The sequence below is a fragment of the Ruegeria sp. HKCCA5929 genome (genome assembly GCF_013034525.1).
Lineage (GTDB): Bacteria > Pseudomonadota > Alphaproteobacteria > Rhodobacterales > Rhodobacteraceae > Ruegeria.
Map to the genome: position 1 here is coordinate 596,422 of NZ_WQGE01000001.1, position 26,051 is coordinate 622,472.

Below are 26,051 nucleotides of genomic sequence, written 5' to 3' on the forward strand. Positions count from 1 at the left end.
ACACTTATCCACAGCTTGCGTCGGGTGCGTCCTTCGGGCTATGCGCGGGTCATGTCCTGGTTCATTCGCTTCAACAAACCGTATGACGTGCTGCCGCAGTTCACCGACCGCGCCAATGCCGAAAGCCCGCGCAGCACGCTGTCCGATTTCATCGACCTGCCCGGCGTTTATCCCGCCGGTCGTTTGGATCGTGACAGCGAAGGTTTGATGCTGCTGACAGATCACGGAAAACTGCAAGCCCAGATATCTGATCCAAAGCACAAGATGGCAAAGACCTATTGGGTTCAGGTCGAAGGCAACCCTGATGAGGCAGCTTTAAAAGCGCTGCGCAACGGGGTTGAGTTGAAGGATGGTCTGACGCGCCCTGCAAAGGTACGGCAGATTGATGAGCCCGAGGGGCTCTGGCCTCGCATTCCACCCATCCGAGAGCGTAAAAGCGTTCCCGACAGCTGGCTGGAACTGACCATCCGCGAGGGCAAGAACCGGCAAGTGCGGCGGATGACAGCCGCGGTGGGTCTGCCAACCCTGCGCCTGATCCGCTATCGCATCGGAGACTGGACCCTCGATGACTTAGAGCCCGGTCAATGGGACAGCCTGCCGATGCCGACGCTGAATGCCGCGCCTCAGCGCAAACGAGACCGTCGCCCGCGCCGGTGACAAAACCTGCCCTGCTCTGATACAGTTGGGGCATGAAACTCACGCCAGATATACCTGCCCCTTCTGCCATACTGGAGGCAGCGCTTTACGCAGACGATCTGGATGCTGCGGAACAGTTTTACGGCGAGATTCTGAATCTTGAGCGGATACAGCGTGTCGACAATCGCCATGTTTTCTTTCGCATTGGCGGGTCGGTCCTGCTGATCTTTAACCCCGACCAAACGGAACAGCCGCCTCTAAACCCTGATATGCCTGTCCCACCTCATGGTGCGCGCGGCCCCGGCCATGTGTGTCTTGTATTGTCACGCGATGAGATTGCGGCCATGCGCAAACACCTGCTGGATTGGAACATCCCCGTGGACGCCGAATTTGACTGGCCCAGCGGTGCACGGTCTTTGTACGTGCGTGACCCGGCTGGAAACTCAGTCGAGTTTGCCGAAGGTCACTTGTGGGACTAGCCCAGTTCAAACCGTTTTGAAACTCTGTTCACGGGCGTGCCGTTGCGCAACGGGACACCATAAGCGACGGAGTAATCCCGGAAACCCATTTTTTCATAATAGCTTAAACCCGGAACATTATCTGCCCGAATTGTCGCGTTTATTGTTCGAAATCCCAGCGAGCCCGCCACTTTAGTCGTTTCATGGAACAGCGCACGTCCGGCTCCGCGCAGTGCGGGGATACGCCGTGTAAATGTTGCGATGTCAGCACAATCCCCGGGCAACGCGTCATGGGTACCCAACCATTGAAAGCCCGCAACTTCGCCCTGATCATCCAACGCGACATTGCAGCAGATTTTATCTGCGCCCTTCAGATAGCTTTGCGCGAACAACGGTTCCGAAAATGGAACTTCGAACGCCGTTGTGCCTCCGATCTCGATAATCTGGTTGAGGATGCGGCACGACGCGGCCACATCCTCAGGCATCATCGGCCGGACCGCAATCACGCCTACAGACTCAGCTTGTCGCGCATGAAGGCCAGCGCAACACTCAGCCCGTCCGGAGCAATGCCATGGCCGGTACCTTTCATGACATGCGCGTAGACCTCTTTGAAATCGGCAGCTTGCAGCGCTTCGGCTGCCTCAGGCAGCGATTGTGGCGGCACGACATCGTCCGCATCGCCATGTACCAGCAGGATCGGCATCCGACTTACTGTTTCATCGGGTAGCAGATCTGGTTCCAGCAACCGGCCAGAAAAGGCGACGATACCCGCAACCGGATCCTCGCGGCGTGGTGCAACATGCAAGCTCATCATCGTGCCCTGGCTGAAGCCAAACAGCACAACCTGCTCGGGAAGCACATCTTCGTCCACCATCAGGGCGTCCAGAAAAGCGTTGAAGTCTTCAACTGCCATTTCTATGCCACGGCGCGCTTCTTCTTCGGACGAGCCATCAATCCACGGAATCGGGAACCACTGAAACCCGTTTGGCATTCCTGGAATCTGCTCGGGCGCATCAGGGGCCACAAACAGCGTGTCAGGCAGATGCTCGCCCAGCGGATCGGCCAACCCCAACAGGTCAGCGCCATTTGCGCCATAGCCATGCACGAACACCACAACTGATCGCGTGTCGCCGGAAACAGGCTCTTTCCTCAGCGCATTCAAAACCCGTGTCATCTGATCCCTTCTCTTTGTTTATCAACCCGGTAATAGGCCCACAGAACCCGCGCCGCAACCGACCGCCAGGGCGACCACGCTTCGGCCATTTGGCGCAGTTCCTTGTCCGTTGGGCGTTTGGGCAGGTCATAGAGGACACGCGCGGCTTCTTGCAGCGCCAGATCGCCGGGTGCGATCACGTCGGCGCGGCCCAGGGAAAACATTGCATAGATCTCGGCCGTCCAGACGCCGATCCCGGACACTTGCGTCAAAGTTTCAACAACCTCGGCGTCAGACGCTTCGCGCAACGATTTGAAGTCAATGCGCGCCTCAGCCAGCGCCCGTGCATAGCGGATCTTTTGGCGGCTCAAGCCCGCAGCGCGCAGATCCTCATCCGTGGCCCACATGATCTTGCGCGGACCGGTCAGTTTCGCGTCCTGCAACCGTTTCCAGATCGCACGAGCCGATGCCACGCTGACCTGCTGGCTGACGATTGCGCTCAGCAATTGCGCAAAGCCATCCGGACGGCGGCGCAGGGGCAAAGGGCCAGTCTGTTCGATCGCATACGCCATGCGCGGGCAGGCTTGAGCCAACCATTCGGCCCCTTCTGCCACGCAATCGTTGGTTTCGATAATACGACCTACGGACATGCGACCTCCCTGCTCGGCGTTCATCGGCACGTTAGGCGCATGTGCCGCAGATGCAAGTCGCTTGTGCCCCAAACGCTTAGCCGATAACCATTCGCCCATGACAATGACCTCAACAGCTCCAGATGACCGTCAGGCCAAGCGTAACGTGGCCGTTTTGGTGGCCGCACAGGCTGTTCTGGGCGCACAAATGCCGATGATGTTCATTGTCGGCGGGCTGGCAGGCCAGTCCCTGGCCTCGAACCCGTGCCTGGCGACATTGCCCATTTCCCTGATTGTTCTGGGATCCATGCTGGCGGCCACGCCGATCTCAGCCATAATGCAGCGTTGGGGCCGGCGCGCGGGGTTCCTTGTCGGTGCAACTGCGGGCGCATTGGGGGGGCTTGTGGGCGCATATGGATTGTTCCTTGGGTCTTTCCCTGTCTTTCTTGTGGGCAGTCTGCTGACTGGCATCTACATGAGCGCTCACGGGTTCTATCGTTTCGCCGCTGCGGACACAGCGTCGGACGCCTATCGCCCCAAGGCTATCTCCTATGTCATGGCCGGTGGCTTGGCTGCGGCGATCATTGGTCCGCAAATCGTGAAACTCACCTCTCAGGCCTATGTCATCCCGTTTCTCGGCACCTATCTGGCTGTGATCGGGATCAACGTTCTGGGCTCTGCCCTGTTCTTCTTTCTCGACATCCCAACGCCGCCAAAACCCACTGAGAACGAACCCAAAGGACGTTCTCGGCTTGAGTTGTTGAAAACGCCGCGTATCGCTGTGGCGATTATCTGTGCGATGGTGTCTTACGCCCTGATGAATCTTGTGATGACCTCGACCCCGCTGGCCGTCGTTGGGTGTGGATTCTCGGCCAACGACGCAGCGGATATCGTTACAAGCCATGTGTTGGCCATGTACATCCCAAGTTTCTTTACCGGTCATCTGATCGCCCGTTTCGGGGTTGAGAAGATCGTGGCGCTGGGCCTTGCCATTTTGGCAAGCGCCGGGGTTGTTGCCTTGCAAGGGGTTGAACTTGGGAACTTCTTCCTCGCGCTGGTTCTTCTGGGCGTCGGTTGGAACTTTGGCTTCATCGGCGCAACCACGATGCTGGCAGACTCGCATGACCCGCAAGAGCGTGGCCGGATGCAGGGCCTGAACGACCTGCTGGTTTTCGGAGGTGTCACATTGGCCTCGCTGGCCTCAGGCGGGTTGATGAACTGCTCGGGCGGCTCTGCGATCGAAGGCTGGACGGCAGTGAACCTGGCCATGGTGCCACTTCTCACGCTGGCAGGCGGCGCGTTGCTGTGGCTGGTGCTGCGTCCCGCCGACCCGGAACGGGCCTGATCACCAGCGCCCGCTGCTGACCGTCCACATCAGGGACACTCGCTGCCGCATTTCGCCCGGTATCAAAGCGCCAGCGGCAACACGCTCAGGCCGCGCAACGGCCTGCTTCAATACCCAGTCCGCCTGCCACCCGGCAGAAAGCGCAGGACGGGCTTCGGCAGATATCGCAGCCCGGTTTGCCCTTGCCTTATTCAATCGCTCCAGCGCAGTTTGTGCAAGGGTACGCACCCCATCAGGAGTGCCATCCAACAAGGGAATCCGCCCCCTGTTTTCCAGTTCGGGAATCGCGCGAAGCCAGTTTGCAACACCAACGGCGTAACCAAAGTCGCGAAGAACAACTTCATCCGCCATTCCCAGCGCTTGAGCCGAAGCCACAAACAACGACCCGGCGCTGTGGTTGATATAGGCGTCGAAATGTCCCTGATCTTCAAACGGATCACGGTATATATCCCAACGCCTTACGGCTACGTATTCATCCAGAACACCGGCAAGATGCGGCGACAGCACACGAGACAAAGGTGTTACAACTTCATGCCGTCGAACGGTGGCACCTTCGGCAATTTCCTGTAGGGCGTCGCGCCACCATTGCAGCCGCATCTCGGCTATCATCGGTTCCTGCGTGACCCAGGGCGCGCGTGCCACTTCGACATTCAGCGCATAAATCGGGAACAGAACGGCGCGGGCCGCCACCGGGGCCGCCATTGCGGCACGGAATCGGTCAGGATCAGCCCGTTGCACCAGCGCGGCGCAGGCTTTGACGTCGTCGTCAAAGACCACGCTCACTCAGCCGCTGCCTTCTGCGGGTCGCAATCGCGCACCAGTTTCCACTGAATTGCATCCAGCAAAGCTTCGAACGATGCGTCGACTATGTTCGCGCTGACGCCGACAGTGGACCAGCGCCGCCCCTGCCCATCTTCGCTGTCGATGATGACGCGCGTAACCGCTTCGGTCCCGCCTTGTGTGATCCGCACCTTGAAGTCGACCAACCGCATATCTGACAGGACTTGCGAATACCGCCCCAAATCCTTGGCCAAGGCTTTGGACAGGGCGTTCACCGGTCCCCGGTCGCTGCCAGAATCATCCATGGATTCGCTGACGGACAGTTTCTTTTCGCCATCCACTTTCACAACAACAACAGCCTCGGACAGACTGACCATCTTGTTGTACTTGTTCTTCCGCCGTTCAACCGTGACCTTGTAGCGTTTGACTTCAAAGAACTCGGGCAGTTGTCCCAGCTCGTCCCGCGCCAACAGCTCGAAACTGGCTTGCGCGGTGTCATAGGAATACCCATCCGCTTCGCGCGTTTTGATCCGTTCAAGGATCCGACCGAGCGCGGGATCACCCGCCTCGACACTCAGCCCGGCTTCGGTCAGACGTTTGCGCAGGTTCGACTGCCCGGCCTGGTTCGACATCGGAATGATGCGTGAGTTGCCCACACTTGCAGGCTCAACATGTTCGTAGGTCGACGGATCCTTGAGGATCGCACTGGCATGCAGCCCGGCCTTATGCGCAAAGGCAGACGCCCCCACATAGGCCGCCTGTTTGCTGGGAACCCGGTTCAGAACGTCATCCAGCATCCGGCTGATGCGGGTCAACCCCGCCAATGCATCCAGACTGACGCCGGTCTCAAACTGAGAAGCATAGGGTTCCTTCAGCAGCAGCGTCGGAATCAAAGCCGTCAGGTTGGCATTGCCACAACGCTCTCCCAAACCGTTCAGAGTACCCTGAATCTGTCGCGCCCCTGCCTCGACCGCTGCCAGAGAACAAGCCACTGCGTTCTCCGTGTCGTTATGGGTGTGAATACCCAACCGATCACCGGGCAGCCCTGCCGAGATCACTTCTGACACAATCCGTCCGACCTCGGACGGCAAAGCACCACCATTGGTGTCGCACAGCACCACCCACCGCGCGCCCACGTCCAGCGCGGCGCGACAGACCGCGACCGCATAATCAGGATTGTCCTTGTAGCCGTCAAAGAAATGCTCGGCATCGAACAGCGCTTCGCGACCCTGCGCCACGATATGTGCAACCGAGGCGCGGACGTTCTCGACATTGTCCTCAAGCGAAATCCCCAGCGCATGGGTTACGTGATAATCGTGCGACTTGCCCACCAGACAGACGGCCTGCGTACCCGCATTCATCACGGCTGCAAGCACATCGTCATTCTCAGCCGAGCGCCCTGCCCGCTTGGTCATTCCGAACGCCGTCAAACGGGCCGAGGTCTTAGGCGCAGCCTCGAAAAACGCGCTGTCGGTCGGGTTCGCACCGGGCCAGCCACCTTCGATGTAGTCCACACCTAAGGCATCCAGCGCCTGCGCGATCTGCACCTTTTCAGCGGTCGAGAACTGAACGCCCTGCGTTTGTTGTCCATCGCGCAAGGTGGTGTCGTAAAGGTAGAGGCGTTCTTTGGTCATCAAACCTCCTCCAGTTTGGAGACATCGAACCCCGCACCGGGCACCAGTTCCACACCTTCCTTGCTCATGCGTACTTCAAGCCCTGCGGCAACATATGCGGCCTTGAGGCGGTCAACTTCCGAAAAATCCTTGTTCTGCATGGCGGTCGCCCTTGCGTTGGCCAAACGGTCAGCATGTGCAGTCAAGTCAACAGATGCCGTGTCCGCCCACGCGCCCATCTCTGGCAGCAACAGCCCCAGCAACTGCGCGCTCGCCAACAGCCCCGCTGCGTCACCGTCCGAGGCAAGACGGTAAAGCTCGGTCATAGCTCCCGCAGTGTTCAGATCATCGCTCAGCGCTGCTACCACCTCAGGTGCCGCGCTGGCGGCGGGCTCGACGCCCGCTGTCAGCGCCCGCCACTTGCGCAACGTCGCTTCGGCCTCACGCGCCTTTTTCTCGGTCCAGTCCATCGGCTTGCGGTAATGGGTTTGCAGGAACACAAACCGGATCACTTCACCCGGCACGCCTTGCTCCAACAGATCGTGCACGGTGAAGAAATTGCCCAGAGATTTGGACATTTTCTTACCTTCGACCTGCAGCATCTCATTGTGCAGCCAGTAGCGCGCAAACTCACCTTCCGGGTGCGCGCAGCAGCTTTGCGCGATCTCGTTCTCGTGGTGCGGGAACATCAGGTCGTTGCCGCCGCCGTGAATGTCAAAGCTCTCGCCCAGCAACTCATAGCTCATGGCCGAGCATTCGATATGCCAGCCCGGACGCCCCCGCCCCCACGGGCTGTCCCAACCCGGTAGTTCGTCAGTCGAGGGTTTCCACAACACAAAATCCATCGGGTTCTTCTTATAGGGTGCCACCTCGACCCGCGCGCCTGCGATCATGTCATCAACCGAACGGCCCGACAGCTTGCCATAGCCCTCTTTCCAACTGTCGACTGCAAACAGGGCATGGCCTTCGGCGGCATAGGCATGGCCCTTGGCGATCAGTTCCTCGATCATCACAATCATCTGGTCTATGTATTGGGTCGCCCGCGGCATCTCGTTGGGTTCAAGAGTTCCCAAAGCACCCATGTCGTGCAGATACCAGCCGATGGTCTCATCGGAACGCTCCTGCACCAACTGCTCTAACGAGCCTTCCGCGCCCGCCTGTTTACGCGCCAGCGCAGTGGCGTTGATCTTGTCGTCCACGTCAGTGAAATTGCGCACATAGGTCACGTGATCCGCGCCATAAACATGGCGCAGCAGACGATACAGCACGTCAAACACCACCACTGGGCGGGCGTTGCCCAGATGCGCGCGGTCATAGACTGTCGGACCACAGACATACATCCGCACATTTTCAGGGTCGATCGGAGCGAAGTCTTCCTTCGTCCGCGTCCGCGTGTTGTGCAGCTTGATCGTCGTCATCGGTCGTGCTCCTCAGAAACAGCATGTGCTTGCGCGTTGGCGCGGGCTTAGCAACTTGTCTCAGGGATGAAAACGAAAGAAACCGGCCCGCTTGATAAATCAGCAGGTAATGCAGCAGATAATGATGCAGGTCACCGGGTTCATGTGCATCGGTTAGCACGGGATCAGGTCCAAGCCAAGCATTGAGTTTACGCACCCCCTCGGGCACAGTCCCCGATATGGACCGCGACTACATCAACTCCATTTGCCAAGAGTTCCCGGGGGCCGAGCTTTCTGACCCATGGGGCGGCGGCCATGATGCATGGAAAGTCGGTGGCAAGATGTTCGCTTGTATTGGCATCGCAAATGATGGGGTGTCCGTCAAAACCCCGGACGTGGAAACGGCTCAGATGGTCATCGACGCTGGTGTCGGCTTAAAAGCCCCATACTTTCATCGCAGTTGGGTCCGCCTTCCGTTCGATGCAGAGGCTGAGGAACTGCGGCATCGACTGACCGTTTCTTACGACCTTGTCCGCGCATCGCTAACAAAAAAGCTGCAGGCGACCTTGCCGCCGCGAAGCTGATTGACAAAGCTGTGCCGCTCTGCCCCATTCAGCGAAAGGCAATCCGGGAGCGGTCCAATGAACCTGTCAAAACGCATCACGCAGATCACCGGCGGTGGCAGCGACGGCTGGGACGTGTTTTATCGCGCCCGAAGGATGCTGAGCGAAGGTCAGGCCGTCACCGAGTTGACGATTGGCGAACATGACATTCGGACCGATCCATCGATCCTGCATGCGATGGATCTTTCTGCCCGTGAAGGGCACACCGGCTATGCCATGGTGCCCGGCACGGATCTTTTACGCGATACGGTCGCTGCACGTGTGCAAACGCATACGGGTGTACCCACAACGCGCAACAATGTTCTGATCACCCCCGGTGGGCAATCAGCCTTGTTTGCAGCCCATATGGCTGTCTGTGATCCGGGCGATGTAGGCCTGTTCCTCGATCCCTACTACGCCACGTACCCGGGCACGATTCGCGGGGTCGGAGCGGTTGCCCGCGCGGTTCAGACCGCGGTGGAAGATGCCTTTCAACCCAGCGCCGAAAGGATTGATTCTGCCGCTGACGGTGCCGTTTCGCTTTTGATCAATACACCCAACAATCCGACCGGAGTTGTCTATTCCCGTCAGTCACTTGAAGCGGTTGCAGAAGTTTGCCAACGGCGTGGACTTTGGCTGATTTCAGATGAGGTCTATGACACGCAAGTCTGGGAAGGCGAACACCTGTCGCCGCGCGCGTTGCCCGGCATGAAGGAACGGACGCTGGTTGTAGGGTCCATGTCCAAATCCCATGCCATGACGGGGTCGCGTTGTGGCTGGATCGTCGGTCCAGAAGAAGTCATCACCCATCTGATCAATCTGGCCACCCACACGACCTACGGCGTGCCGGGCTTCATTCAGGACGCGTCGAGTTTTGCGCTGACCGCAGGGTCCGAGTTGGAGGAGAAGATCGCCGCCCCGTTCCGCCGACGGCGGTCGATGGCGATGAAGATACTTCAGACTCAGGACACCGTTGGCCTGGTGCCGGCGCAAGGTGCGATGTACCTGATGCTGGACGTGCGCAAGACCGGATTGTCAGGGGAAGGGTTTGCCAACGCTCTGCTCGATTCGCACGCCATTGCCGTCATGCCGGGCGAAAGCTTTGGGGCGGCCGCCGCTGGGCACATTCGGGTGGCCATGACGGTTGATGATGATCGTTTTGCGAGTGCCCTGAGAACGCTATGTTCATTTGCCGAACAGCTCGCAAAGCGCCACGCGGCTGAATAGAGTTCAAAAGCGGAACGTGGTGCGCAGGTTGAAAACGTTGGAATCCAGACGGCCATTGGAACGGGTGACATCGTCGAAATCCTGACGCAGCGCCTCGCCGCTGATAACAAAATTCTCGCCGATCGGATAGGCAACGCCAATGCCGTAAACGGCTGCTGTGTCGTTATCGACCGAGGTTTCGGCGCGCGCCGCGCCGACAACCACATACCCAAGAGCGCTGCCGAAATCGTATCCACCGCGCAGCTTCAGACGAGTCATGCTGTCCAGGCTACCCTGGGTTGACCCTAAATCCAGAGAGAGGCGGTTGTATTCAAACTCGCCCCCCAGCACAAAGTTGCCAAAGTCCTGATCATACCCGATATGCGCCCCAAAAACGGTATCGTCACCGCTGGCACCCCCCGGTCCGTCCGCATCTGCATATCCAAAGCTGAGGCCGACATACCCACCTGTCCAATCCTCGGCCGATACCGGGCTTGCGCTTGCGATGAAGGTCGCAGCAAACAGGACAGAAAGAGGTTTTGCACACGGGTTCAAAGCTATGTCGCTCTTGTTTCGATCCAAAGACGCAAACGAATTCTAATTTGTGATCCACTCCGTCAGAATTCAATTTCAGGAGCGTAACGCTCAAAAGTAAGTGAATGCAGTATAACAGAATTCTTCCAAAACGGGAGAAAATCTAACCAACACTCTTCCACTCGGCAGATTACCGGCACAATCGTCAGCAAATTCCAACAAAGGTCGTAAACAGGACAGATTGTGTCGCAGCATTTTGGAAAGCATTGAGAAGTTGTTGAGAGGCCACATGACAGATCACGATTGGAAGATCAGCCTGATTAGCCGCACCATCGGTGCGGATCGTGGCCGTGCCGCGCGGGGGCGACCGTAAGGGGGATTACCCTCACCCCAACGCATCACACAACGACCGGATTTTGAAATGAACGACCAATCCCGCAACACTTCACGCAGCGGTGGCCGCGCTGCACGCCGTGCCGCCCGAGCCTCAGCCCTGCCTGACCATTTGCGCCCTATACGCTCCGGAATGGAAGGCGGCGTTCTGAATGTTCTGACGCAGGCACAGATTGAACGCATTCATGAGGCCGCCTTGACCGCGCTTGAAACCATTGGGCTGGCGGATGCCCCGCAAAGCGGCATCGACTACCTTGTGGGCGCCGGTTGTACCCTTGGCGACGACGGACGCATCCGGTTTCCGCGTGCGCTGGTCGAAGATACAATCGCCAAAGCGAACCGCTCGGTCACGCTCTACAGTCGCGACGGGAAAACCGATCTCGAGCTGATGGGAACCAAGGTTCATTACGGCACTGCGGGCGCTGCCGTGTCCATGGTCGACGTACACGGACGGGAATACCGCGATTCAACCGTGCAGGACTTGCACGATGCCGCGCGCATCTGCCAACAACTTGATAACATTCACTTTGTTCAACGGCCCATGGTTTGCCGCGACATCGCGGACAATCTGGAAATGGACCTGAACACGATCTACGCCAGCTGTTCCGGCACTTTCAAACACGTCGGAACCTCGTTCACGGAACCCAGCCACGTCGCGCCCGCGATGGAGATGATCTATATGATCGCGGGTGGTGAGAATAAGTACCGCGAGCGGCCATTTGTATCGAATTCGAACTGCTTTGTGGTTCCGCCAATGAAATTCGCAACGGAAAGCTGCGAAGTGATGGAGGAATGCATCAAGGCCGGAATGCCTGTTCTGCTGCTCTCGGCTGGGATGGCCGGTGCCACCGCGCCCTCGACAATAGCCGGAGCAATCACGCAGGCAACCGCCGAATGCCTTGCTGGTTTGGTTTACGTAAACGCCGTAAGTCCCGGAGCACCAGCCGTTTTTGGCACTTGGCCCTTTGGTCTGGACCTACGGACAGGCGCGATGTCCATCGGGTCTGGAGAACAGGCCCTGCTGACGGCTGGATGCGCACAGATGCACCGGTTCTACGACCTGCCCGGCGGTGCGGCCGCAGGGGCATCGGATTCGAAACTTCCCGACATGCAGGCCGGTTGGGAACAGATGTGTTCCAACGTGATGGCGGGTCTGTCCGGTCTGAACATGGTGTATGAAGCGGCGGGCATGCACGCCTCGTTGCTGGGTTTCTGTTTCGAAAGCCTTATCCTTAGCGATGACCTGATCGGTCAGGCCCAACGCTGTGTACGCGGGATCGAGGTTACAGATGATACCCTCGCTCTGGACCAGATGGCCGAGGTCTGCATGGGCGGTCCCGGTCACTATCTTGGAACGGAAGCTACGCTCAGCCGGATGCAAGCTGACTATGTTTACCCCACATTCGGAGATCGATCGTCGCCAAAAGAATGGGTCGAGCTTGGCAAGCCCGATCTGATCGACAAGGCAACGGCGCGAAAAGAAGAAATCCTGTCTGCGCCATCCGAGGCTAAGTTCGATCCGTTACTGGACATTGAGCTGCGCGAAAAGTTCAAAATTCACCTGCCCGGATGACAGAAAACAAGCGGCCCGATGATGATCGGGCCGCCCTTACGTTTATCCGTCACTTGGCGGAAGCAAACCGGCTTCCTGTGCAACGGCTACTTCATCTGCGTCCAACGCGCCGTCGCCATTTGCATCCATGGCCGAGAAGGTGTCGGCATCCACGCTTGGTGCTACCACCTGCACTTCTTCAATCGTCAGAACGCCATCACCATTGGCATCTGCCGTCGATTGCGCCGATACGAGACCCGGCAAGGTCAACGCAGCGATGGAAATCCCAATCAAATACTGCGGTTTCATTTTGGTGCCTCCTGATAGGTTGATTATCTTTCGTCCGGACAGCTCCCAGAAACACCGCAACACCTCAGTGCGTCACCCGTATTGCGCGAAAGCTGGGGATTCGCGCCAATCCTTGCGTGTTTGACCGAGTCGAGCGCGCAATGCCCCGCCGGGCAAAATTTCGCCGGACCCATTTCGGCAGGTCTTGCCCGACGGATTTCACCAAATCCGGCAAATCCGCGCTTACGCGGGCCGTGTGAAGCAAAAAAGAAAGGGGGCCGAAGCCCCCTGTCAGTTTCGCCTTCCAGGCTCATGTCGTTGACCGCCCGGTGTTTTTTTGCCTGCGGCCTGGACTGCGCATGGGGCGAGCGCACCCGCCCCGTGAAAGAGTGGGAGGGAGCAAATATTCCGCCCCACCCTGTTCCCGGCCAACACGGGCATGTCGGCCGAGTGGAAAAAGGCAAACTTGGTAAGTCTCAGTGCCTTTTTCCGTATTCGTCGGGGTCGGTAACCAAGGGCAGCGTCCGACCCCTACGCCCCGGGGTGCCGGGGCGTTAATAGATTCCTAATTACATTCCTGGAACTTCTCCTGAGTTCTGGAACATAAGCAGTTCAGATAATGGGTTTACCCTCGATTGAAGCACCAAATCGAAACAGTCACCGTCTACTGTCCTGAACTTCCAAAGAAACTCTGATGACGGGTTCATCAGAACCAAACGCATACGATCCGTCACGGGCAGAGTGCATTCGGCCCATTTCCTAAGCCGGTCTCCTTTCGCTTCCAAAGAGATTGTCATCTCCTCGGAGTAACTCTCGCCGTTGATTAGGTGGCCTGTAAAATCCTTTCTCATCAGCTACACCCGCTTGTCGCGCCGCAGGTGTTGCATTTCATGCAGGTACCGTTGCGCACCAGCGTGTAATTTCCACACTCACCGCACGGATCACCCTCATAGCCTTGCATCTTTGCTTTGGTTCGGGCGTCCATGCCGGTTGCCACTGCAGTTTCAGCCACAGGTGCTTCGAATGCAGCCGCTGTTTCAGCCATCCCGTTCAGCTCAGCCTGACCTGCATTGAACACAGCCAGATCCTGAGGCAGACGCTTGCGCAAATAACCGGTCGAGCTGATTTGTTTCAGCACTTCCAATGACTTGGACGCAGCACTTTCACTGATCTCAGAGATGTTGGACACACCTTCTTCTTCGCCTCGACCCAGATCGTCAAAGGTCGCGCCTTCGGGTTTCACATGCGCCAGATCGGTGCGGTCCAGGTAGGACACGGCCAATTCGCGGAAGATGTAATCCAGGATCGACGTTGCGTTCTTGATCGAATCGTTGCCCTGCACCATCCCTGCCGGTTCGAACTTGGTGAAGGTGAAGGCATCGACAAACTCTTCCAGCGGCACGCCGTATTGCAGACCGACCGACACGGCAATGGCGAAGTTATTCATCATCGCACGGAAGCCAGCGCCTTCCTTGTGCATGTCGATGAAAATCTCACCCAACTTGCCGTCTTCGAACTCACCGGTGCGCAAGTAAACCTTATGGCCACCCACGATCGCCTTTTGGGTATAGCCCTTGCGGCGATGCGGCAGTTTCTCGCGGTGGCTGCGGATCATTTCCTTGACCACGACCTTCTCGATCACTTTCTCGGCCAGAACGACAGCTTTTTCCTGCGTCGAACCGCTTTCCAGCACTTCAGCCGCCTCGTCGTCATCCTCGACCAGCGCCGCGGCGAGAGGCTGCGACAGTTTCGAGCCGTCACGATAGAGTGCGTTGGCTTTCACACCCAGAGACCAGCTGAGCTCGTATGCCTTCTGGCAGTCCTCGATGGTCGCATCATTCGGCATGTTGATCGTCTTCGAGATCGCGCCCGAGATGAAGCTTTGCGCCGCCGCCATCATCGTGATGTGACTATCAACCCCAAGGAAACGCTTGCCTTTCTTGCCGCAGGGGTTGGCGCAGTCGAAGATCGAATAGTGCTCTTCCTTCAGATGCGGCGCGCCCTCCAGTGTCATCGTCCCGCAGACGTGGTCGTTCGCTGCGTCGATATCCGCGCGGGTAAAGCCCAGATGGCGCAGCAGATCAAAAGTCGGGTCATTCAGCTTGGTCGCCGGGATGCCCAGAACGCCGGTGCAGAAATCCTCGCCCAGTGTCCATTGGTTAAAGACAAAGCGGATGTCAAAGGCGCTTTCCAGTGCAGCATCCACTTTGGCCAGCTCATTGGGGCCAAAGCCGTGACCGGTCAGCGAGGTGTGATTGATCCCTGGCGCGTTCCCGATGGTGCCGTGACCAACCGCGTAGCTGACGATTTCTTCGATCTGAGACGAGGAATAACCCAGCTTCTCCAGCGCCGACGGCACCGAGCGGTTGATGATTTTGAAGTAACCGCCACCGGCCAGCTTCTTGAACTTGACCAGAGCAAAGTCCGGCTCGATCCCGGTGGTGTCACAGTCCATCACCAGACCGATGGTGCCGGTGGGCGCGATCACGGTGGCCTGCGCGTTGCGATAGCCGTTTTTCTCACCCAGGCTCAGCGCCTCGTCCCAAGCGGACATGGCCAGATCGATCAGACGCTTGTCCGGGCAGTTGCCGTGGTCCAGAGGCACCGGTTTCACGGCCAGTTTCTCATACCCGTCGGTTACACCCTGCGACGCACGGCGGTGGTTGCGGATGACGCGCAGCATGTGATCAGCGTTGCGCTCGTAACCTTTGAAGGCGCCCAGTTCTCCGGCGATCTCAGCCGACGTTGCATAGGCCACACCAGTCATGATCGCAGTCAGTGCGCCACAGATGGCCCGGCCCTCGTCCGAGTCGTAGCTGTAGCCCATGTTCATCAGCAGACCGCCGATATTGGCATAGCCCAGACCCAAGGTGCGGAAATCATAGGACAGTTGCGCAATCTCTTTCGACGGGAACTGCGCCATTGTTACCGAGATTTCCAGTGTCAGGGTCCACAGGCGCGAGGCGTGCATATAGTCCGCCGCCTGGAACTCACCATCCTTGAGGAAGGTCAGCAAGTTCATCGACGCCAGGTTACAGGCCGTGTCATCAAGGAACATGTACTCCGAGCACGGGTTCGAGCCACGAATCTCGCCGTCCTCAGGGCATGTGTGCCATTCGTTTACTGTGTCGTGAAACTGGATGCCCGGATCGGCGCATGCCCATGCGGCGTGACCGACCTTTTCCCACAGGTCGCGCGCCTTGACGGTGCGGGCGACCTTGCCGTCGGTGCGGTTGATCAGTTCCCAATCGGCGTCTTTTTCGACAGCGGTCAGGAACGCATTGGTGACGCGGATCGAGTTGTTCGAGTTCTGGCCTGAGACCGAGCTGTAGGCTTCCGAATCCCAGTCCGTATCGTAGGTCGGGAATTCGATGCTGTCATGGCCCTGCTTGGCATAGTCCAGAACGCGTTTGATGTAAGTCTCTGGGATCGCGACTTTTTTCGCTTCGCGCACTGCCTTTTTCAACGCATCGTTCGCGTTTGGATCATAAGCATCATCTGCCGAGCCGTCCCACGAACGGATGGCCTCGAAAATGCCGTTCAGCATCTTTTCGTGCATCTTCGATCCGGCAACGATCGAGGCCACTTTCTGCTCTTCGATCACCTTCCATTCGATGAATTGCTCGATGTCCGGGTGATCCGCATCGACGATCACCATCTTTGCTGCTCGACGGGTTGTCCCGCCTGATTTGATCGCGCCAGCCGCGCGGTCGCCGATCTTGAGAAAGCCCATCAGGCCCGAAGATTTGCCGCCACCCGACAGCGCTTCGCCTTCTGCGCGCAGGTGGCTGAAATTGGTTCCTGTGCCCGAGCCGTATTTAAACAGGCGCGCCTCGCGCACCCACAGATCCATGATGCCGCCTTCGTTCACCAGATCATCATCAACGGACTGGATGAAACACGCGTGCGGCTGCGGATGCTCGTACGCGGATTTCGATTTGGTCAGCTTGCCGGTTTTGTAATCGACATAGTGGTGCCCCTGCGCCGGTCCGTCGATTCCATAGGCCCAGTGCAGACCTGTGTTGAACCACTGAGGGCTGTTCGGTGCGGCGCGCTGGGTCGCCAGCATATAGCGCATCTCGTCAAAATAGGCACGCGCGTCTTCTTCATCCGAGAAGTATCCGCCCTTCCAGCCCCAATAGGCCCATGCACCCGCCAGACGATCGAACACCTGCTTGGACGAGGTTTCTCCGTTAAATTCAGCGCCTTCGGCAGGTACCGAACGCCACAGGAATTCTGGAACGTCTTTTTCTTTGACCTTCTTCAGCTTGCTGGGAACGCCTGCCTTGCGGAAGTATTTCTGAGCGATCACGTCGCTTGCCACCTGCGACCAGCTTGCGGGCACTTCAATGTTATCCAGGCGGAATACAATCGTTCCATCCGGGTTACGGATTTCAGACGTTGCAGACACGAAATCAAGGTCCGAGTAGGCATCCTGATCTGGTTTGGTGAATTTTCTGTCAATCTTCATGTCCGCAGCCTTGGTTAAATTCCGCCCAATTTTCAGTTCCCGGCACCAAATGTTGTGTTGCAGGGTGCCGCCCACAACGCCCAGAGTTATACGGACAAGGGCATCCTTCGCTGTCAAAGACAGCGGAAAAACCGCAAAAACGGCGCACTTAAATTAGATGTGCTTTCCGACCCTCGCCTGCTGCCTCTTCCAGCTTCAACACCAGATATTGTGGCAATCTCTTCGGCTCATACAATTTGGCGTATGAACACATATAAGGTCAACGCCCTTTTTCCGCCTTTTTTGAAATCTTTTTTGTTGACCTGACGACGTTTCAGGAGTGTGACCCAACGGTGCGCGATTCCTCCACAGGATCATTAACGGCAAATTTTCGCCGAAATCTCAAAGTCTCAAATCGAATTCCCGTTTTTACCAGCATAGTTATCTGCATTTGATCAACCAATGCGACAACGTCTAGGCTGATCGGGAATCATCTGGTTCTGTTCTGAGGCGCTCGAATTTGATCGCGGCCCGTTCGTTCAATTGTTAAAAGGTCCAAAGGTATGAAGCTGTTCACCTTTATTCCGTTCTTGGCCTGTATCGTGGCCTGCGCACCACAAGATGTGCCCTATGCGTCACGCAGCGCCCAGTTCGAAACGTATCCGCAAAGACTGTTCGATGTTTTTGAAACCAGTTGTTCCGGCCCGGGGGAATCTTTTGAAAGAACCAGCGGCCAAACATTTGAATGCCGCGAGTTTCTGCCCGCAGAGGCATCTGCCTATTTGATTCTGAATTACGACGGCAATCCTCAGGACCTGCCACAAAGCGTTATGCGCCTGACATCAAGCAAGAACGCTGACGGTTACCGCATAGATGCAAACGTGTTCTTCAAAGTCCCGCAGAGAACCGGTTCTGTGGTCGAAGTGCCATTGGACAGCACCGAGCTGGATCAGTCGATCAGCCGGCTGTTCCAAGCAATGGGCGGATCGCCCTCATGATTGAGTGGAAGTGGTCGGGGCGGCAGGATTCGAACCTACGACCCCCTGTACCCAAAACAGGTGCGCTACCAGACTGCGCCACGCCCCGGACCGTGCGCCTTCCTAACGATGCCAATCTGATTTGAAAAGCCCTAACAGGGCCAAATTGCAGGACCTGACGAAAAAATTTCGTGCTGCATCTGTGTGCCGGGCGTAATGGAATAGCGCGCCGACAATCCGGCGTTGATTTCCAGCACTGCAAAAACGGAATCTCCGCCCTCGATTGGGGTCAGATCGCCAGGAATCGCCCCCTCATGCACGTGCGTTACCAAGCCAGTGCGATCCAGAAAAATCATGTCCAGGGGAATCAAAGTGTTCTTCATCCAGAACGCGACGCGTTGAGGCGGGTCAAACACAAACAGCATTCCGGATCGATTCGGGAGTGTTTCGCGAAACATCAACCCTTGGGAGCGTTCCTGAGGTGTAACGGCAAGTTCGACGTCAAAACGCACCGTTGCGTTGTCATTTCGCAAGGTAACACGATCAGCGCTGCACGCTGCAAACGCCCCACCCGTCCAAAGCACTAGGAACAGGGGCAGAAGCGTCAGAAACCGTTTCATGAAAAAGTCAGCCGTCCAGTGCGGCTTCCCAGGCCAACACCTGAGCCGCCATCCGGCCCCGTTTGCCATCGATCACACGCATGGCCAGCGCTTCGCCCGGTTGCAGATCAGCAAGACCAGAACGGCGCAGTACTTCGATATGAAGAAAAACGTCTTCGCCACGGCCAAAGACGTTGGCAAAACCAAAGCCCTTACCCTTGTCGAACCACTTTACGCGCGCGGCTTCCAATGGTGCCTCGGCGATCGTCACGGGATCCAACTCGGCAAAATCGGCCAGCATCATCGAGTCGGTCCGCGCCGGAGGATCAATCGCGACCACTTCGACGGCCTGAACGCCCCGATCCGTGCGGTGCGTCATGATCTCGATCCCTGCGCCATCTGCGACCGAGCTCTGGCCAAAGTTACGCAAGACGTTCACGTGCAACAGGATATCCGGGCCGCCATCGTCGGACACAACAAATCCGTACCCCTTCGCAGGGTCGAACCATTTCACGTGTCCACGAACGCGATACATGTTGTTCATATCTTCTGGCACGGTATTCCCATCGCGAGTTTTAGCCGTTCGTTAAGGGTTTGTTGTTTATGGGAATGACAGGTAAATTCAAGCCGAAAAAATTGTTTATTTTCTGCCTGTTGCATTTCACGACACGTGAACGTCATGGATTCAACCTTTCCACATGCCATGCCAATCCCGGCTCTGCGCGTTTCCATCTGAACCGATCATGTAGACGGAATGCCCCGTCAGCCCAGAATTCAATTTCAGTTGGCGTCAATCTATACCCGCCCCAAAACGGTGGCCGGGGCGGATTCGGACCCAGCTTAGCAGTCACCTTGGCCACCTCAGCCATCAAGGCTGTACGGCTTGATAGGGGTTGAGATTGCTTCGACGCCCAGGCCCCCAAACGGCTCTTCAGCGACCTCGATGCGTAATATTCATCCGCCTGAGGCCCATTTTCGCGGGTGATTGTACCACGAACACGCAATTGTCGCCGCAAAGATTTCCAATGCATGACAAATGCAGCTTTTCCGGCTGCATCCAATTCGGCCGCTTTTGCGCTTTCGTAGTTCGTATAGAACACAAACGAATCTGCTTCGATCTCCTTCAGCAGTACCATACGCGCGTTTGGCATTCCATCTGGGTCGACGGTTGCCAGCGCAATCGCATTAGGGTCGTTCAATTCTGTCTTTTCAGCCTCACTCAACCACCGACCCGCGATTTCAAACGGATCGGAGCCAGCAAAGATGCCATCACGCTCGGTCATTTCCATCCCCTGGAAAGTATTAACGACGAACCTAAGGCGAGAACCCGCTGCGGGCAAGAGCGCACGGCCTTGATGCAACGCTACCAATGGCATAAACCAACTCAACACATCGCGAAGACAGGCGGAGAACCAAACATGTCAAATCAGTTGATGGCCGGCAAACGCGGCCTCATCATGGGACTGGCCAATGACAAATCAATCGCATGGGGAATCGCCCGCGCCTTGTCCGAAGCCGGGGCCGAGCTTGCTTTTTCCTACCAGGGCGACGCTTTGAAAAAGCGCGTCGACCCGCTTGCAGCGCAATTGGGTAGCGAAATTGTCCTGCCATGTGACGTGAGCGATGAGGCATCCGTTGATGCGCTGTTCACTGCGCTGGAAGAGAAATGGGGTAAACTGGACTTCATCGTTCATGCCATCGGCTTTTCCGACAAGAACGAACTGCGCGGTCGCTATGTCGATACCAGCCGGGCGAATTTCAAGCTGACAATGGACGTGTCGGTTTATTCCTTCACCGCCGTTATGCAGCGCGCCGAAAAGATGATGGGCGAAGGCGGCAGCGCCATCACCCTGACCTATTATGGCGCCGAACAGGTTATGCCCCATTATAATGTAATGGGCGTCGCCAAAGCCGCGCTTGAGGCATCGGTCAAATATCTGGCCGAGGATCTGGGCAAGGACGGCATCCGCGTCAACTCGATCTCCGCCGGTCCGATCAAAACTCTGGCCGCCAGCGGCATCGGCGATTTCCGCTATATCATGAAGTGGAACGAATATAACTCGCCCCTGCGCCGCAACGTGACCATCGATGATGTGGGCAAGTCAGCACTCTACTTGCTGTCTGATCTGTCCAGCGGTGTGACCGGAGAAAATCTGCACGTGGATTCGGGTTATCACATTGTCGGCATGAAGGCCGTTGATGCACCTGACGTGGAAAAGGGCTAAGATCATGAGCGCCAAAGACCGCCTGCCCCACGAAAAAGGATTTCACATCAGCTGGGACCAGATCCATCGCGATTCGCGCGCGTTGGCCTGGCGTCTTGATGGACAAGGCCCAGACGATGGTGCCTGGCGCGCCGTTGTAGCCATTACGCGCGGCGGCATGGCCCCTGCGATGATTGTGAGCCGAGAGCTGGACATCCGCACGGTCGACACGATCAGCGTGCGGTCGTACCACCATCAGGAACAAGGCGAAGCCGAAGTTCTGAAAGCCCCCGACGCAGATCTGATGGGCGATGGCACCGGCATTCTGATCATCGATGACTTGGTAGACAGCGGTAAAACGCTGGAGTTGGTCCGCAAAATGTACCCCAACGCACATTTTGCGACTGTTTATGCCAAACCCAAGGGCCGCCCTATGGTGGACACCTTCATCACCGAGGTCAGCCAGGATACGTGGATCTTCTTCCCCTGGGATATGGCACTTCAATATGTCGAGCCATATCGCGGCACCGACTGATCCCTTCTTCTGTTTAAAAATACCTCGGAGCGCGAGGCAGAGCCTCGCAAATAGACCGGTACGCCATGACCCAGACCCGCACCAGCGCCACTTTCCCTCCTCCGGTGATGGAGGCGCGCCGTTGGGTTGAAGGTGTCACCTTCCCAGCTGACCGCCCGCTGATCAATGTCAGCCAGGCCGCGCCGGTCGACCCGCCTCCGCTTGCTCTGCGTCAGGCCATGGCCGATTTTGCCGTGCAGGAAGACAGCGCGCATTTATATGGGCCGGTCTTGGGGAACGACGACCTGCGCACTGAACTGGCAGCACATATCAGCGCGCATTACGCAGCACAGGTTGATCCGGCTCAGACCGCGATCACTTCGGGCTGCAATCAGGCCTTTTCGGCTGTGATCTCGGCAATCACCGACGAGGCCGATGAAGTGATTCTGCCAACGCCATGGTATTTCAACCATAAAATGTGGTTGGACATGGCTGGGGTGAAGGCCGTTGACCTGCCAACAGGAGATGACCTTTTGCCTGATCCGGATCGTGCGCGCGCACTGATCACCAAAAAAACGCGCGCCATCGCCCTGGTCACGCCCAACAACCCCGGTGGTGTTGAATACCCGGCTGATCTGGTCCGGGCCTTCTATGACCTGGCGCGTGATACCGGAATTCGCCTCATCGTCGATGAGACATATCGCGATTTCGATAGCCGCAGTGGTCCACCACACGATCTGTTCCAGCAGCCTGACGGGGATGAGACGTTGGTCCATCTCTATTCCTTTTCCAAAGCTTATCGCCTGACAGGCCACCGGGTCGGGGCCATAGCGACAAGCCGCGTGCTTTTGGCGGAAGTCGAGAAATTCCTCGACACCGTTGCCATTTGTCCCGGTCAGATCGGTCAGTTCGCAGCCCTTTGGGGGATGCAGAACCTGTCACAATGGCTGGCAGGTGAGCGGGACGAGATTCTGGACCGCAGGGACGCAATCAAGGACGGGATGCCAGCACTTGAAGCGCAAGGATGGCGTCTTTTGGGGCTTGGTGCCTATTTCGCCTATCTTGAACATCCATTCGATATGGCTTCGGATGAACTGGCCCGCCGTCTGGTGGCAGAAGCAGGCGTGCTTCTGTTGCCCGGCACCATGTTCATGCCCGCTCACGACCCCGCCGGCAAACGGCAGGTGCGGGTGGCCTTTGCCAATCTCGACCGTGCTGGATTGGGTCAATTGTTCGACCGGTTACAGGGCCTGTCCTTCTAAGCTTGCCCCTCGGCTGTGTGCGTCGTATTCAGGGCCGCAACCGACAGGGCAGAACGCTGCCGCAATAACAAGAGGGCACCATGGCCGCAGGCGCTAAAAGTCTTTCGAAAACCTTTGTCTGGATTCTGATGGGCCTGCTGATGCTGGGCCTCGCAGGCTTCGGTGCCACCAATCTCAGCGGAACGGTTCGAACCGTTGCACAAGTGGGTGATGAAAGCATCTCGGTCGATGAGTATGTGCGCGAATTGCAGCGGGAAATCCGCGCCGTGGAAGCGCAGACTGGCCAACCGATGCAAATGTCGCAGGCGCGTGATCTGGGATTGGATCAGAACGCGCTTGCCCGCCTGACCGCGCTGGCGGCTCTGGACAACGAAGTTGGGCAACTTGGAATTTCGATCGGCGACGAAAACCTGCAGCAAGAGATTGTAGCGATCCCCGCATTTCAGGGCGTCGACGGCAGTTTCGACCGGGAAGCCTATCGCTTTCAACTTGAACAGATCGGCATGACCGACTCTGAGTTTGAAACGGATCTGCGCAAGGAAACTGCACGCACAATTGTGCAAGGCGCGATCATGGGCGGAGTCGAGATGCCAGCGACTCTGACAGATACGATGACCGACTATATTGGCGCGCGACGCAGCTTTACTGTGGCCACGGTCGGGACCGAGGCATTGGAAAACCCAATTGCTGAACCAACCGACGCGCAGATTCAGACTTACTATGATGAGAACGGCGACCTGTTCACCCTGCCCCGGACCAAGCAACTGACATACGCGATCCTGTCGCCTGCGATGCTGATCGACAGTGTTGAAGTGGATCAAGACGCCCTGCAGAAACTCTATGAAGACCGCTCAGACGAGTACAACCAGCCGGAACGGCGCTTGGTTGAGCGCCTGAACTTCCCGGATGAGCAAGCCGCAAGCGAAGCAAAGGCCCAGCTTGAGGTTGGCGGTACTACGTTTGAGCAACTGGTTCGTGAACGCGATCTTGAGCTCAACGACATCGATCTCGGCGACGTGACCCGCGAGGATCTGGGCGAGGCGGCGGATGCAGTATTTGCAGCCGATCTTGATACTGTTGTTGGCCCCCTGCCTTCGGTTTTTGGCCCGGCCTTGTTCCGGATCAACGGCTCTCTGGCAGCCGACAACGTGCCTTTCGAAGAAGCTGAACCGACCTTGCGCGAAGAGCTTGCAGCCGAGCGGGCCCGCCGCCTGATCGAGGCGCAGTCCGAAGATATCAATGACATGCTGGCTGGCGGGGCCACACTGGAAGAACTGGCAGATGAGACCGAAATGGAACTGGGTCAGATCGACTGGACCCGCGAAAGTTCGGACGAAATCGCCGCCTATGACGGATTCCGCGTTGCAGCCGAAGCCGTGCAGGAAGGTGACTTTCCCGAAATCGCATTCCTCGAAGATGGGTCGATCTTTGCCCTGCGCCTGAATGAGGTTCTGCCGCGCCGCCCCGAGCCGCTGGACAGCGCACGTGATCGCGTAGCCGCCGCATGGCTTCAGGCTGAAACCAACAAAGCGCTGGAAGATCGGGCGAATGCAGTTCTGACGCAATTGGCAACAGATGGCGACTTTACGACCACCGGCCTACCCTTCCGCGTTGAAAATGCCCTGACACGCACGGCGTTTCTGGATGACGTTCCAGCAGATTTCATGAACGAGGTGTTCCAGATGGAACCCGGAGAGCTGCGTGTCATCGGTGGAAACGGCGCAGCACTGCTGGTGCGCTTGGATGAGGTTCTTCCGCCCGCAGACACAGACGAACTGCGCCAACTGCGTGAAGCTCTGTCCGCGCAGATGAATCAGGCCCTGTCACAGAATATTTTCAACGCCTATGTGCGCGATGCACAGACACGCGCGCGTCCGGTCGTAGACCAACAGGCGCTGAATGCCGTGCAATCGAGCTTTTAAACGAGACCGAAATGGCACTGACACCCGAATTCGACACCTTCGCGCGCGCTTATGAAGCGGGCGAAAATCAGGTGGTTTACACACGGCTTGCCGCTGATCTGGACACCCCTGTGTCGCTGATGCTCAAGCTGACGGGCGCACAGAAAGATGCGTTCATGCTGGAATCCGTGACGGGCGGCGAAGTTCGTGGCCGTTACTCGATCATTGGTATGAAGCCCGACCTGATCTGGCGGTGTCGCGGTGAAGCATCCGAACTCAACCGCTCTGCCCGGTTCGATTCCGAGGCGTTCTCGACGCAAGACGGCAACCCGATGGACAACCTCCGCGCTTTGCTGGCCGAAAGTCGCATCGACCTGCCGGATGACCTGCCTCAGGCTGCAGCGGGGCTGTTCGGGTATTTGGGCTATGACATGGTGCGGCTGGTGGAATACCTCCCGAACGTGAATCCGGACCCTCTGGACCTGCCCGATGCGATCATGTTGCGTCCTTCGGTCATCGCTGTGCTGGATGGCGTAAAGGGTGAAGTGACCGTTGTATCACCGGCCTGGGCCAGTGATGGTCAATCCGCCAAGGCTGCCTATGCACAAGCTGCTGAGCGCGTTATGGATGCAGTTCGCGATCTGGAGCGTGCCATGCCTGCGGAAACCCGCGATTTGGGTGATGCACGTGAAATCGCACCTCCTGTGTCGAACTTTACCAAGTCCGGCTATATGGAGGCGGTTGAAAAGGCCAAGGAATACATCCGCGCAGGTGATATTTTCCAGGTTGTCCCAGCGCAGCGCTGGACGCAGGAGTTTCCGCTGCCGCCCTTTGCGCTCTATCGGTCGTTGCGGCGCACCAACCCGTCGCCTTTCATGTTCTATTTCAACTTCGGCGGCTTTCAAGTCGTGGGTGCAAGCCCTGAAATTCTGGTGCGCGTGTTCGGCAGTGAAGTCACCATTCGCCCCATTGCTGGCACCCGCCCCCGAGGCGCGACACCGGAAGAAGACAAGGCAAACGAACTGGATCTGCTGGCCGACAAGAAAGAGCTGGCCGAGCACCTGATGCTGCTGGACCTGGGCCGCAACGATACAGGGCGCGTTTCCAAAATCGGCACCGTGCGCCCGACCGAAGAGTTCATCATCGAACGCTACAGCCACGTCATGCATATTGTATCTAACGTGGTGGGTGAACTGGCCGAAGACAAAGACGCGCTGGATGCGTTTTTTGCCGGAATGCCTGCGGGTACCGTCTCGGGCGCGCCCAAAGTGCGCGCGATGGAGATCATCGACGAGTTGGAGCCGGAAAAACGCGGCGTCTATGGCGGCGGCGTAGGCTATTTCAGCGCGGGGGGCGACATGGATATGTGTATCGCGCTGCGCACTGCCATCGTGAAAGATCAAAAGCTGTATATTCAAGCCGGTGGCGGTGTTGTTTACGACAGCGACCCCGAGGCCGAGTTCATGGAAACCGTTCATAAATCCAATGCAATCCGGCGCGCTGCGGCAGATGCTGCGCGGTTCACGGGTAACGGAAACAGTTAAACGAAAAAGGGCGG

Annotated in this window: 24 protein-coding genes and 1 tRNA gene; 12 read left to right on the forward strand and 13 right to left on the reverse strand. The window is 57.5% G+C overall.

The annotated features are described in order from the left end of the window. The first annotated feature begins 51 nt into the window (after window positions 1-51). Window positions 52-657 carry an rRNA large subunit pseudouridine synthase E gene (locus GOV90_RS02970; protein ID WP_171091160.1) on the forward strand — a complete coding sequence of 202 codons (606 nt, stop codon included), beginning with the start codon at window positions 52-54 and terminating at the stop codon, window positions 655-657. A gap of 32 nt (window positions 658-689) precedes the next feature. After that, complete coding sequence (locus GOV90_RS02975) at window positions 690-1,115, forward strand: VOC family protein (RefSeq protein WP_171090205.1); 426 nt, start codon at window positions 690-692, stop codon at window positions 1,113-1,115. Here GOV90_RS02975 and GOV90_RS02980 read toward each other — a convergent pair. From GOV90_RS02980 to GOV90_RS02990, 3 genes are read right to left on the reverse strand one after another with little or no spacing between them, the layout of a single operon-like run. Further along, entirely contained in the window at window positions 1,112-1,600 is a 489-nt protein-coding gene (locus GOV90_RS02980) for a GNAT family N-acetyltransferase (RefSeq protein ID WP_256367921.1), read from the reverse strand. The genes GOV90_RS02975 and GOV90_RS02980 overlap by 4 nt on opposite strands. Window positions 1,601-1,602: 2 nt before the next feature. Beyond that, window positions 1,603-2,268, reverse strand: coding sequence for an alpha/beta hydrolase (locus GOV90_RS02985; protein ID WP_171090207.1), 666 nt, complete (start codon window positions 2,266-2,268; stop codon window positions 1,603-1,605). Next, window positions 2,265-2,897, reverse strand: coding sequence for a DNA-3-methyladenine glycosylase (locus GOV90_RS02990; RefSeq protein WP_171091163.1), 633 nt, complete (start codon window positions 2,895-2,897; stop codon window positions 2,265-2,267). The genes GOV90_RS02985 and GOV90_RS02990 overlap by 4 nt, the downstream gene beginning before the upstream one ends. Before the next feature lie 97 nt (window positions 2,898-2,994). Between GOV90_RS02990 and GOV90_RS02995 the strand changes: the two genes are divergently transcribed. Next, a complete protein-coding gene (locus tag GOV90_RS02995; protein WP_171090209.1) occupies window positions 2,995-4,221 on the forward strand; it encodes an MFS transporter in 1,227 nt (408 codons plus the stop codon). On the opposite strand, the gene GOV90_RS03000 is transcribed toward GOV90_RS02995, so the two are convergent. Genes GOV90_RS03000 through cysS form a run of 3 tightly spaced genes read right to left on the reverse strand, consistent with a single transcriptional unit; the run spans window position 4,222 to window position 8,032 of the window. Beyond that, entirely contained in the window at window positions 4,222-4,998 is a 777-nt protein-coding gene (locus GOV90_RS03000; RefSeq protein WP_171091165.1) for a squalene/phytoene synthase family protein, read from the reverse strand. It lies immediately after the preceding gene. 2 nt (window positions 4,999-5,000) lie between these two features. Beyond that, window positions 5,001-6,635, reverse strand: coding sequence for a citramalate synthase (cimA, locus tag GOV90_RS03005; RefSeq protein WP_171090211.1), 1,635 nt, complete (start codon window positions 6,633-6,635; stop codon window positions 5,001-5,003). Next, on the reverse strand, window positions 6,635-8,032 hold the full coding sequence (gene cysS, locus GOV90_RS03010) for a cysteine--tRNA ligase (protein WP_171090213.1): 1,398 nt from the start codon (window positions 8,030-8,032) through the stop codon (window positions 6,635-6,637). The genes cimA and cysS overlap by 1 nt, the downstream gene beginning before the upstream one ends. Window positions 8,033-8,250: 218 nt before the next feature. On the opposite strand from cysS, the gene GOV90_RS03015 reads away from it, so the two are divergent. Both GOV90_RS03015 and GOV90_RS03020 read left to right on the forward strand, forming a co-directional pair. After that, window positions 8,251-8,595 carry an MmcQ/YjbR family DNA-binding protein gene (locus GOV90_RS03015; RefSeq protein WP_171091167.1) on the forward strand — a complete coding sequence of 115 codons (345 nt, stop codon included), beginning with the start codon at window positions 8,251-8,253 and terminating at the stop codon, window positions 8,593-8,595. A 57-nt stretch (window positions 8,596-8,652) separates the two neighbouring features. After that, window positions 8,653-9,840: a pyridoxal phosphate-dependent aminotransferase gene (locus GOV90_RS03020; protein ID WP_171090215.1), complete on the forward strand. Its 1,188-nt coding sequence runs from the start codon at window positions 8,653-8,655 to the stop codon at window positions 9,838-9,840. Window positions 9,841-9,843: 3 nt separating this feature from the next. On the opposite strand, the gene GOV90_RS03025 is transcribed toward GOV90_RS03020, so the two are convergent. Next, a complete protein-coding gene (locus GOV90_RS03025; protein ID WP_253284711.1) occupies window positions 9,844-10,374 on the reverse strand; it encodes an outer membrane protein in 531 nt (176 codons plus the stop codon). 400 nt (window positions 10,375-10,774) lie between these two features. Here GOV90_RS03025 and GOV90_RS03030 point away from each other — a divergent pair, with 400 nt between their 5' ends. Then, the gene (locus tag GOV90_RS03030) at window positions 10,775-12,319 is read left to right on the forward strand and encodes a trimethylamine methyltransferase family protein (RefSeq protein ID WP_171090218.1); all 1,545 of its coding nucleotides are present in this window, start codon (window positions 10,775-10,777) and stop codon (window positions 12,317-12,319) included. A gap of 42 nt (window positions 12,320-12,361) precedes the next feature. Here GOV90_RS03030 and GOV90_RS03035 read toward each other — a convergent pair whose 3' ends face one another. Further along, window positions 12,362-12,607 (reverse strand): hypothetical protein, encoded by a 246-nt coding sequence (locus GOV90_RS03035; protein WP_171090220.1) that lies wholly within the window; start codon window positions 12,605-12,607, stop codon window positions 12,362-12,364. Window positions 12,608-13,436: 829 nt separating this feature from the next. Next, on the reverse strand, window positions 13,437-17,057 hold the full coding sequence (locus GOV90_RS03040; RefSeq protein WP_171090222.1) for a vitamin B12-dependent ribonucleotide reductase: 3,621 nt from the start codon (window positions 17,055-17,057) through the stop codon (window positions 13,437-13,439). Window positions 17,058-17,599: 542 nt separating this feature from the next. On the opposite strand from GOV90_RS03040, the gene GOV90_RS03045 reads away from it, so the two are divergent. Continuing rightward, complete coding sequence (locus tag GOV90_RS03045; RefSeq protein ID WP_171090223.1) at window positions 17,600-18,034, forward strand: hypothetical protein; 435 nt, start codon at window positions 17,600-17,602, stop codon at window positions 18,032-18,034. 11 nt (window positions 18,035-18,045) lie between these two features. Here the strand turns inward: GOV90_RS03045 and GOV90_RS03050 are convergent. The 4 genes from GOV90_RS03050 to pdxH form a co-directional block, all read right to left on the reverse strand. Further along, a tRNA-Pro gene (locus GOV90_RS03050) sits at window positions 18,046-18,122 on the reverse strand. A gap of 43 nt (window positions 18,123-18,165) precedes the next feature. After that, complete coding sequence (locus GOV90_RS03055) at window positions 18,166-18,633, reverse strand: DUF192 domain-containing protein (RefSeq protein ID WP_171090225.1); 468 nt, start codon at window positions 18,631-18,633, stop codon at window positions 18,166-18,168. A 7-nt stretch (window positions 18,634-18,640) separates the two neighbouring features. Further along, window positions 18,641-19,147: a cold-shock protein gene (locus tag GOV90_RS03060; RefSeq protein WP_174825370.1), complete on the reverse strand. Its 507-nt coding sequence runs from the start codon at window positions 19,145-19,147 to the stop codon at window positions 18,641-18,643. 142 nt (window positions 19,148-19,289) lie between these two features. Continuing rightward, window positions 19,290-19,895, reverse strand: a complete 606-nt coding sequence (pdxH, locus tag GOV90_RS03065; RefSeq protein WP_171090229.1) for a pyridoxamine 5'-phosphate oxidase — start codon at window positions 19,893-19,895, stop codon at window positions 19,290-19,292. Window positions 19,896-20,030: 135 nt separating this feature from the next. On the opposite strand from pdxH, the gene fabI reads away from it, so the two are divergent. The 5 genes from fabI (at window position 20,031) to trpE (ending at window position 26,037) form a co-directional block, all read left to right on the forward strand. After that, window positions 20,031-20,837: an enoyl-ACP reductase FabI gene (gene fabI / locus GOV90_RS03070; RefSeq protein WP_171090231.1), complete on the forward strand. Its 807-nt coding sequence runs from the start codon at window positions 20,031-20,033 to the stop codon at window positions 20,835-20,837. A 4-nt stretch (window positions 20,838-20,841) separates the two neighbouring features. Further along, window positions 20,842-21,351: a xanthine phosphoribosyltransferase gene (gpt, locus tag GOV90_RS03075; protein WP_171090233.1), complete on the forward strand. Its 510-nt coding sequence runs from the start codon at window positions 20,842-20,844 to the stop codon at window positions 21,349-21,351. Between the two features lie 65 nt (window positions 21,352-21,416). Further along, window positions 21,417-22,592: an aminotransferase gene (locus tag GOV90_RS03080; RefSeq protein ID WP_171090236.1), complete on the forward strand. Its 1,176-nt coding sequence runs from the start codon at window positions 21,417-21,419 to the stop codon at window positions 22,590-22,592. Window positions 22,593-22,672: 80 nt separating this feature from the next. Next, the gene (locus tag GOV90_RS03085) at window positions 22,673-24,514 is read left to right on the forward strand and encodes a peptidylprolyl isomerase (protein ID WP_171090237.1); all 1,842 of its coding nucleotides are present in this window, start codon (window positions 22,673-22,675) and stop codon (window positions 24,512-24,514) included. Window positions 24,515-24,525: 11 nt separating this feature from the next. Then, a complete protein-coding gene (gene trpE / locus GOV90_RS03090) occupies window positions 24,526-26,037 on the forward strand; it encodes an anthranilate synthase component I (RefSeq protein ID WP_171090240.1) in 1,512 nt (503 codons plus the stop codon). Window positions 26,038-26,051: the final 14 nt, after the last annotated feature.

What these genes read in the sequence shown, in the direction of transcription:
- GOV90_RS02970 (WP_171091160.1), top strand. Translation starts at nt 52, where the DNA reads ATGTCCTGGTTCATTCGCTTCAACAAACCGTATGACGTGCTGCCGCAG.
- GOV90_RS02975 (WP_171090205.1), top strand. Translation starts at nt 690, where the DNA reads ATGAAACTCACGCCAGATATACCTGCCCCTTCTGCCATACTGGAGGCA.
- GOV90_RS02985 (WP_171090207.1), bottom strand. Translation starts at nt 2,268, where the DNA reads ATGACACGGGTTTTGAATGCGCTGAGGAAAGAGCCTGTTTCCGGCGAC.
- GOV90_RS02990 (WP_171091163.1), bottom strand. Translation starts at nt 2,897, where the DNA reads ATGTCCGTAGGTCGTATTATCGAAACCAACGATTGCGTGGCAGAAGGG.
- GOV90_RS02995 (WP_171090209.1), top strand. Translation starts at nt 2,995, where the DNA reads ATGACAATGACCTCAACAGCTCCAGATGACCGTCAGGCCAAGCGTAAC.
- cimA (WP_171090211.1), bottom strand. Translation starts at nt 6,635, where the DNA reads ATGACCAAAGAACGCCTCTACCTTTACGACACCACCTTGCGCGATGGA.
- cysS (WP_171090213.1), bottom strand. Translation starts at nt 8,032, where the DNA reads ATGACGACGATCAAGCTGCACAACACGCGGACGCGGACGAAGGAAGAC.
- GOV90_RS03015 (WP_171091167.1), top strand. Translation starts at nt 8,251, where the DNA reads ATGGACCGCGACTACATCAACTCCATTTGCCAAGAGTTCCCGGGGGCC.
- GOV90_RS03020 (WP_171090215.1), top strand. Translation starts at nt 8,653, where the DNA reads ATGAACCTGTCAAAACGCATCACGCAGATCACCGGCGGTGGCAGCGAC.
- GOV90_RS03030 (WP_171090218.1), top strand. Translation starts at nt 10,775, where the DNA reads ATGAACGACCAATCCCGCAACACTTCACGCAGCGGTGGCCGCGCTGCA.
- GOV90_RS03035 (WP_171090220.1), bottom strand. Translation starts at nt 12,607, where the DNA reads ATGAAACCGCAGTATTTGATTGGGATTTCCATCGCTGCGTTGACCTTG.
- GOV90_RS03040 (WP_171090222.1), bottom strand. Translation starts at nt 17,057, where the DNA reads ATGAAGATTGACAGAAAATTCACCAAACCAGATCAGGATGCCTACTCG.
- GOV90_RS03045 (WP_171090223.1), top strand. Translation starts at nt 17,600, where the DNA reads ATGAAGCTGTTCACCTTTATTCCGTTCTTGGCCTGTATCGTGGCCTGC.
- GOV90_RS03055 (WP_171090225.1), bottom strand. Translation starts at nt 18,633, where the DNA reads ATGAAACGGTTTCTGACGCTTCTGCCCCTGTTCCTAGTGCTTTGGACG.
- GOV90_RS03060 (WP_174825370.1), bottom strand. Translation starts at nt 19,147, where the DNA reads ATGTATCGCGTTCGTGGACACGTGAAATGGTTCGACCCTGCGAAGGGG.
- pdxH (WP_171090229.1), bottom strand. Translation starts at nt 19,895, where the DNA reads ATGACCGAGCGTGATGGCATCTTTGCTGGCTCCGATCCGTTTGAAATC.
- fabI (WP_171090231.1), top strand. Translation starts at nt 20,031, where the DNA reads ATGTCAAATCAGTTGATGGCCGGCAAACGCGGCCTCATCATGGGACTG.
- gpt (WP_171090233.1), top strand. Translation starts at nt 20,842, where the DNA reads ATGAGCGCCAAAGACCGCCTGCCCCACGAAAAAGGATTTCACATCAGC.
- GOV90_RS03080 (WP_171090236.1), top strand. Translation starts at nt 21,417, where the DNA reads ATGACCCAGACCCGCACCAGCGCCACTTTCCCTCCTCCGGTGATGGAG.
- GOV90_RS03085 (WP_171090237.1), top strand. Translation starts at nt 22,673, where the DNA reads ATGGCCGCAGGCGCTAAAAGTCTTTCGAAAACCTTTGTCTGGATTCTG.
- trpE (WP_171090240.1), top strand. Translation starts at nt 24,526, where the DNA reads ATGGCACTGACACCCGAATTCGACACCTTCGCGCGCGCTTATGAAGCG.